Raw genomic sequence first — 1,209 nt, forward strand, 5'->3', positions numbered from 1 at the left:
CAGGCTCATGCCCAGGCTGGAGGGCAGGGAGACCTCCAGACGCTTGCCGCCGACCTCGACCACGACCGTCTCGCGGCCGGTGTCCTCGTCGGCGTCGGTCTCGGCAGGGCCGGTGAAGGGTTTGATGTCGTTGACGAACTCGGTCTCGATCCACCGGGTGTGCACCGTGAACGGACCGTCCTGGCCGTGGACTTCGGGGGCGAAGGCGGGGTCGGTGACCACCTTGCGGTGGAAGGGGATCGCGGTGGCCATGCCCTCCACCCGGAACTCCTCCAGCGCCCGCGCGGCCCGCTGGAGGGCCTCCTTACGGGTACGGCCGGTCACGATCAGCTTGGCGAGCAGGGAGTCCCAGGCCGGACCGATCACACTGCCGGCCTCCACTCCCGCGTCCATGCGCACACCCGGGCCCGAGGGTGCCTCGAAGGCGGTGACGGTGCCGGGAGCGGGCAGGAAGTTACGGCCCGGGTCCTCGCCGTTGATACGGAACTCGAAGGAGTGACCGCGCAGCACCGGGTCGTCGTAGCCGAGTTCCTCCCCGTCGGCGATACGGAACATCTCGCGTACCAGGTCGATACCGGCGACCTCCTCGGTGACCGGGTGCTCGACCTGGAGGCGGGTGTTGACCTCCAGGAACGAGATCGTGCCGTCCTGCCCGACCAGGAACTCACACGTGCCCGCGCCCTCGTACCCGGCCTCCTTCAGGATGGCCTTCGACGCCCGGTACAACTGCTCCCTCTGCTCCTTCGACAGGAACGGGGCGGGAGCCTCCTCCACCAGTTTCTGGTGGCGGCGTTGCAGGGAGCAGTCACGGGTGGAGACCACCACGACGTTGCCGTGCTTGTCGGCCAGGCACTGCGTCTCCACATGCCGGGGCCGGTCCAGGTACCGCTCCACGAAGCACTCCCCGCGCCCGAACGCGGCGACCGCCTCACGCACGGCGGAGTCGTACAGCTCGGGGACTTCCTCCAGCGTCCGGGCGACCTTCAGACCGCGCCCGCCGCCACCGAACGCGGCCTTGATCGCGATCGGCAGGCCGTGCTCCTCGGCGAACGCCACGACCTCCTCCGCCCCGCTGACGGGGTCGGGGGTGCCGGCGACCAGCGGGGCACCGGCGCGCTGGGCGATGTGACGGGCGGCGACCTTGTCACCGAGATCGCGGATCGCCTGCGGCGGCGGGCCGATCCAGACCAGCCCGGCATCGATGACGGC

Annotated in this window: 1 protein-coding gene; it reads right to left on the reverse strand. The window is 70.5% G+C overall.

Annotation, left to right across the window (positions count from 1 at the left end):
- Positions 1-1,209: acetyl-CoA carboxylase biotin carboxylase subunit (locus ABD350_RS37670; protein ID WP_344353950.1), on the reverse strand; the 1,209-nt coding region annotated here is incomplete at both ends.

The sequence above is a fragment of the Streptomyces nogalater genome (assembly GCF_039532885.1).
GTDB lineage: Bacteria > Actinomycetota > Actinomycetes > Streptomycetales > Streptomycetaceae > Streptomyces > Streptomyces nogalater.